At 62.7% G+C, this 6,173-nt stretch carries 5 protein-coding genes and 1 pseudogene; 3 read left to right on the top strand and 3 right to left on the bottom strand.

Annotated elements, in window-relative coordinates; translation table 11 throughout:
• From VOI29_RS21820 to VOI29_RS24745, 3 genes are all read left to right on the top strand, one after another.
• On the top strand, positions 1-1,329 hold a 1,329-nt coding region (locus tag VOI29_RS21820; protein ID WP_323783646.1), incomplete at its 5' end, for a pyruvate dehydrogenase complex E1 component subunit beta.
• A gap of 11 nt (positions 1,330-1,340) precedes the next feature.
• Entirely contained in the window at positions 1,341-2,666 is a 1,326-nt protein-coding gene (locus tag VOI29_RS21815; RefSeq protein ID WP_323783644.1) for a pyruvate dehydrogenase complex dihydrolipoamide acetyltransferase, read from the top strand.
• Positions 2,667-3,836: 1,170 nt separating this feature from the next.
• The gene (locus VOI29_RS24745) at positions 3,837-4,205 is read left to right on the top strand and encodes a GIY-YIG nuclease family protein (RefSeq protein ID WP_416361575.1); all 369 of its coding nucleotides are present in this window, start codon (positions 3,837-3,839) and stop codon (positions 4,203-4,205) included.
• Between the two features lie 277 nt (positions 4,206-4,482).
• On the opposite strand, the gene cysE is transcribed toward VOI29_RS24745, so the two are convergent.
• The 3 genes and pseudogenes from cysE to VOI29_RS21800 all read right to left on the bottom strand — a co-directional run.
• Entirely contained in the window at positions 4,483-5,304 is an 822-nt protein-coding gene (cysE, locus tag VOI29_RS21810) for a serine O-acetyltransferase (RefSeq protein WP_323783642.1), read from the bottom strand.
• Positions 5,305-5,451: 147 nt separating this feature from the next.
• A complete protein-coding gene (locus tag VOI29_RS21805; RefSeq protein ID WP_323783640.1) occupies positions 5,452-5,760 on the bottom strand; it encodes a hypothetical protein in 309 nt (102 codons plus the stop codon).
• Positions 5,757-6,173 (bottom strand): annotated as a pseudogene (locus tag VOI29_RS21800) (baseplate multidomain protein megatron); the annotation flags it as partial. The pseudogene VOI29_RS21800 and the gene VOI29_RS21805, both read right to left, overlap by 4 nt.

Genomic DNA, 6,173 nt, shown 5'->3' with positions numbered 1-6,173 from the left:
GAAGGCACGCTCGCCAAATGGCTGGTCAAGGAAGGCGATACCGTGAACTCCGGCGATATCATGGCCGAGATCGAAACCGACAAGGCCACGATGGAGTTTGAAGCCGTCGACGAAGGCATCGTCGGCAAGATCCTGATCGGTGAAGGCACCGAAGGCGTCAAGGTGAACACTCCGATCGCAGTGCTGGTCGAGGACGGCGAAAGCGCCGATGATTACGAGGCCGGCAGCGCCAAGGAAGAGCCCCCCGCTGCGGAAGCGCCCGCCGCCGAACCCGCCGCCGCCGCGCCGCAAAAGGAACCCGCCGTTCCCGCCCGCGTGCTGGAACCGGACTACCCGGAAGGCACCGAAATGGTGCAGACCACGGTCCGCGAAGCCCTGCGCGACGCCATGGCCGAGGAAATGCGCCGCGACGAGGACGTGTTCCTGATGGGCGAGGAAGTCGCCGAATATCAGGGCGCCTACAAAATCTCCCAAGGCCTGCTGGACGAATTCGGCGCCAAGCGCGTCATCGACACGCCGATCACCGAGCACGGCTTTGCCGGCATCGCCACCGGCGCGGCCTTCGCGGGTTTGCGCCCGATTGTCGAATTCATGACCTTCAACTTCGCCATGCAGGCGATTGACCAGATCATCAACTCGGCGGCCAAGACGCTGTATATGTCCGGCGGCCAGATGGGCGCTCCGATGGTGTTCCGCGGCCCCAATGGCGCGGCCGCCCGCGTCGGCGCCCAGCACTCCCAGGATTATGCCGCCTGGTACATGCAGATCCCGGGATTGAAGGTGGTGATGCCCTACTCCGCGTCTGACGCCAAGGGCCTGATGAAATCGGCGATCCGCGATCCCAACCCGGTGATCTTTCTCGAGAACGAAATCCTCTATGGCCGCGCCTTCGACGTGCCCAAGCTGGATGATTACACCGTTCCCCTCGGCAAGGCCCGGATCTGGCGGGAAGGCACCGACGCGACCATCGTCTCCTTCGGCATCGGCATGACCTATGCGCTGGAAGCGGCTGACAAACTGGCGCAGGACGGCATCTCGGCCGAAGTCATCGACCTGCGCACCATCCGCCCGATGGACCTGCCCACGGTGATCGCTTCGGTGCAGAAGACAAACCGCCTGGTCACGGTCGAGGAAGGCTGGCCGCAGGGTTCGGTCGGCAGCTACATCGCCTCGGAAGTGATGCAGCAGGCCTTCGATTACCTCGATGCGCCGGTCATCACCTGCACCGGCAAGGACGTGCCCATGCCCTATGCCGCCAACCTGGAACGCCACGCGCTGATCACCACCGACGAGGTGGTCGAAGCCGTGAAGCAAGTGACCTACCGGTAAGGAGCCTCAAGATGCCCACTGAAATCCTGATGCCCGCCCTGTCCCCCACGATGGAGGAAGGCACCCTTGCCAAATGGCTGGTCAAGGAAGGCGATACTGTGTCTTCCGGCGACCTGCTGGCCGAGATTGAAACCGACAAGGCCACCATGGAATTCGAAGCCGTGGACGAAGGCGTGGTCGGCAAGATCCTGATCTCCGAAGGCTCCGAGGGTGTGAAGGTCAACACCCCGATTGCGGTGCTGCTGGAAGACGGCGAAAGCGCCGATGACATCCAGGCCTCCGGGACATCCGGCGGCGATGCTGCCCCGGCCAAGGAAGACGCCCCGGCGGCATCCGAAGCCTCCGCCTCCGCCCCCAAGGAAGCAGTCAAAGCCGCCCCCGCCGCGCCGCAGGGCGCCGACGGCAGCCGGATCTTTGCCTCGCCCTTGGCGCGCCGCATTGCCGCGGACAAGGGGCTGGACCTGAGCCAGATCACGGGCTCCGGTCCCAAAGGCCGCATCGTCAAGGCCGACGTCGAAAGCGCCAAACCGCAGGCTGCGGCCGCTGCCGCAAAAGCCGGTGCCGCACCCGCCGCCGCAGCCCCGGCTGCCGCAGCACCGGCAACCGGCCCCTCGGCAGACATGGTTGCGCGGATGTACGAAGGCCGCGAGTTTGAGGAAGTCAAACTGGACGGCATGCGCAAAACCATCGCTGCCCGCCTCACCGAGGCCAAGCAGACGGTGCCGCATTTCTACCTGCGCCGTGACATCCAGCTGGATGCGCTGCTGAAATTCCGCGGTGAGCTGAACAAGCAGCTGGAAGGCCGCGGTGTAAAGCTTTCGGTCAATGACTTCATCATCAAGGCCTGCGCCCTGGCGCTGCAATCGGTGCCGGATGCCAATGCCGTCTGGGCCGGAGACCGGGTGCTGAAGATGAAAGCCTCGGATGTGGCCGTTGCTGTTGCCATCGAAGGCGGGCTGTTCACCCCGGTTCTGCAGGACAGCGACACGAAATCTCTGTCTGCGCTCTCCTCCGAGATGAAGGACCTGGCCAAACGCGCCCGCGACCGCAAGCTTGCGCCGCATGAATACCAGGGCGGCAGCTTTGCGGTCTCCAACCTCGGCATGTTCGGTATCGACAATTTCGATGCCATCGTGAACCCGCCGCATGCCGGCATCCTGGCCGTAGGCGCCGGCGTCAAAAAACCCATCGTCGGCAAGGATGGCGAACTGGCCGTGGCCACCGTGATGTCCGTCACCCTGTCGGTCGACCACCGGGTGATCGATGGTGCCCTTGGCGCTGAACTCCTGAACGCGATCAAGGACAACCTGGAAAATCCGATGGTGATGCTGGCCTGATCCGCGTCCAGCGCAAGACAGGAAAAAGCCCCGGCCCGGCGCTGACGCATTCCGTATGGTGGGACACGCTAACAACAAACCCTGTCGCGCAAGTCGCGGCAGGGTTTCGTTTTTGAATGGAAAAATGACGTGCAAATGCCGGTGTAGAAACGCGAAAATCCCTCGAAAATTTTCTCGGGCACCGCAAACGGTCACTCAATGCGAGAAACGTTTGAACGAACCAAACATTTTCGCTTCTGATTTTCAAAATCAGAGCCAATATCCCCCGGTCACAAGCTTGATGTTCGCAGTGGTGCGGAATCCACGGATTTTCTTCCGTGACCGCTCCAAATTGCGCGCGGTTTCTGCTTTTTGGCCGGAAATATCGACTCGACGCGGAACCGCGCAGATCTGAGGTTCCGATGACAGGCTTGGCTACATTCAACTTCAAACTCTCGCAACTTTACCCGGGCTCAGGCGAGCACAAGCTCAACACCTGCGGTAGTCCGGACTGCTCCAACTTCGGTCAGCCATTGACGGAGCGCGCGGAGCGGCGGGAACTCTGGCGATCAAAGCGGCCGGACCTCACTCCAGAACAGCTCAAGCTCTATCAGACCAATGGTCCCGGCGCTTACAAGCTGGCTGGCTCCAAGGCGAAGCATCTTCGCGTTTCCAGCGCATTCCAGTTCGAGGGCAATCCTCACGAGTGGTCTGATCAGCGGACCCTTCGGTGCCTCGGTCAGACACGGGATGGCTCACCATGCAATTCAGGTTTCTCACGCCTCTCCCCGGCCCATCTGGCGCAAGAGGTCGACCGGTAGCGGAACTACACTGGCGTCCTCGACGGACCTTCGTGCGGCGCTTGCGGGGTGCGCCTTCTCGACAAACCTGACGAGTTTGCACTGAATGGCGCTTATGAAAGAACAAAGGACCGGGACGGCAAGCCTGCGAAAAGAAACGCTGCTCCAGAATCCATTCGGGTGACTTCATCATTCATCGCGGGTTGCTTGCCTACATAGCCGAAAAGACTGAACACACCCGCCGCGGAGGGAAGCCAGATCAACGCCTCAGGATAATCTTTTCCAACGGCATGGAAAATGCCCCCTTTGTCTCCTCTCTGCGCAAAGCCCTCGCGGCAGATAAAACCGCCCGCTATATTCACAGGCCAGGCCTTGGCCCTCTCGACCCAGAATGGGAAGAGGATGCTTTGGAACTGACCGGCACCATTTATGCGGCGCGCAGCAAGTCAGAGCGCCCAGAAAAAAAGAGGTCCGCCACATCCTGCACAAGATCGGTGTCACGTCTCAGGACGTTCGGCGCCGGGTGGCAGACGCGCGCAATGATGCAACCTTTCTACTTGCCGATGTAGATATCGTTGCAACCTACGAACTGCCGAATCTTTCCCGAATGAAGATTGAAGACCTGCTTCACAGGTTCTTTGATGCTGCCCGTCTTTCCGGCCTGACCATAACAGACCGCTTTGGGAAGCGGAGAGCAGCAACCAGGCGAAACAGCCGAAAGTTTCGGGACTGGAGCCTCTTCCGCAAACGGAGATCATAAGTGCATGTGGTGATTAATAAAAAACTGCGCCCCAAAGAGAAGCGCAGCAATGCCTGCGTATTGCAGACGGTTTAAGTTGGCCTCGGCCAGTGTCCCACCACACGGAATGCGTCAGCTCGGCGCCGGGGCTTTTTCTGTATCGGCCTGTTCTGTACCGGTCTGTTCTGTATCGGCCGGCGGCCCGCAGCCGCCTGCCGTGCCGCCTGAAGGACGGGCCTTCAAACACCCGCTTCATCTTTCCGGAAATACTCAAACTCCCGGGCCGGACCCAGGCGGCTCACTCCGCGGCCGAAGACCCCGCCGGCACCACCTGGTCCATATTGACCGAGGGCTGATCACACCCCGCTTCGCCAACAATCCTGGCCGGCACGCCCGCCACCGTGGTGCAAGGCGGCACCTCCTCCAGCACCACCGATCCGGCGGCAATCCGGCTGCAATGGCCGACTTTGATATTGCCAAGAACCTTGGCGCCGGCCCCGATCAGCACACCGTCGCCGATCTTGGGATGGCGGTCCTGCTCTTCCTTGCCGGTGCCGCCCAGGGTCACCGAATGCAGCATCGACACATTGTCGCCGACCACCGCGGTCTCGCCGATGACGATGGAATGGGCGTGGTCGATCATGATCCCCTTGCCGATGCGGGCGCCAGGGTGGATGTCGATGCCGAAGATTTCCGAGGTGCGCATCTGGAAGAAATAGGCCAGGTCCTTCTGGCCCTGGTCCCACAGCCAATGGCTGACCCGGTAGGCCTGCACCGCCTGGAACCCCTTGAAATAGAGGATCGGCTGCAGCAGCCGGTGGCTGGCCGGGTCGCGCTCGTTGATCGCCATCAGGTCGGCGCGCGCCGCCTCCAGCAGGCCCGGGCTTTCGGCATAGGCGTCATCGACGATTTCGCGCAGCACCATCATCGACATCTCGTTCGAGCAGAGCTTGGCCGCAATCCGGTAGGACAGCGCCTTCTCCAGCGTCTTGTGATGCAGGATACAGGCGTGAATCAGCCCGCCCATCAGCGGCTGGGTGGCGACGGCCTCCTCAGCTTCGCGGGTGATGCGGTCCCATACGGGATCCACCGGAGTAACGGCTTGCTGTGTTTTGGCCATGGATCTGCTCCCTTTCTCCGCTCAGACTACCCATCTAAGGTTCTTTTCAGCAAACGCAAACCCGTGATGGAGGATATTTTCGAATTGAATGAGTCCGCTCAGTCGGCGCCACGCCCAACAGCCGGCCGGGCAGCTGCCCTGCCCCGGTCAGCGGGCGGGAGCCGCCCCGCAGGCCTCAACCGCTGCCGCCAGTTCGCGCAGCACCAGCCGGGTGCAGCGCAGATACTCCGGATCCTCCAGACATGGTTCATCCGCCAGTGCAAACCGGCGCGCTGCCGCACTGAGACTCCCGTCGCCCCAGCGCGGATGCAGTCGGCCAAACAGCGCCGTATGCGCCGCAGCCTCTGCCGCGCCGCCGAAAATCCGGCGGCACAGGCGCAAGCGGTCCCCGTCGCTTGCCGCCAGCAAGGCCCGTGCCACCGCGGCAACATCGCCAGGCAGAACCGGGTGCATCATCCCAGCACAGCCCGCGCCGCCGGCCCGGCGCCGAACCGCGCCGACCGCTGCGCCACTTCCAGAATGTCACCGGCCAGCACGCCGTCCTCGGCTTGCGCTGCCGCAGGATAAAACCACTCCGGCGCCGCCGCGGCCGCCTCCCGCAGCACCGTGCCGCCGCGCATCACCCGGATGCGGTAGGATTCCGCCGCCTCTCCCAGCGGCACGTCCTCCAGCTCCCAGCTGTCGCCCTCGATCCTTGTGCGGCGCACCCAGGCGGCGCTGATGTCCGCGCCCAGGTCTCCGTCCAGCCGCAAATGCACCGGCGCATAGGGTCGCAACCCGATGCCGTCAAAGCTCTCCTGCAAATGCACATAAGACGGATCCTCCAGCGCCCGCCGGGCCGGGCCGATCCGGGAATGCCGCAGCCTGCG

The organism is Leisingera sp. (assembly GCF_034669605.1).
Taxonomy (GTDB): domain Bacteria; phylum Pseudomonadota; class Alphaproteobacteria; order Rhodobacterales; family Rhodobacteraceae; genus Leisingera.
This window is presented reverse-complemented; position numbering and strand designations above follow the sequence as displayed.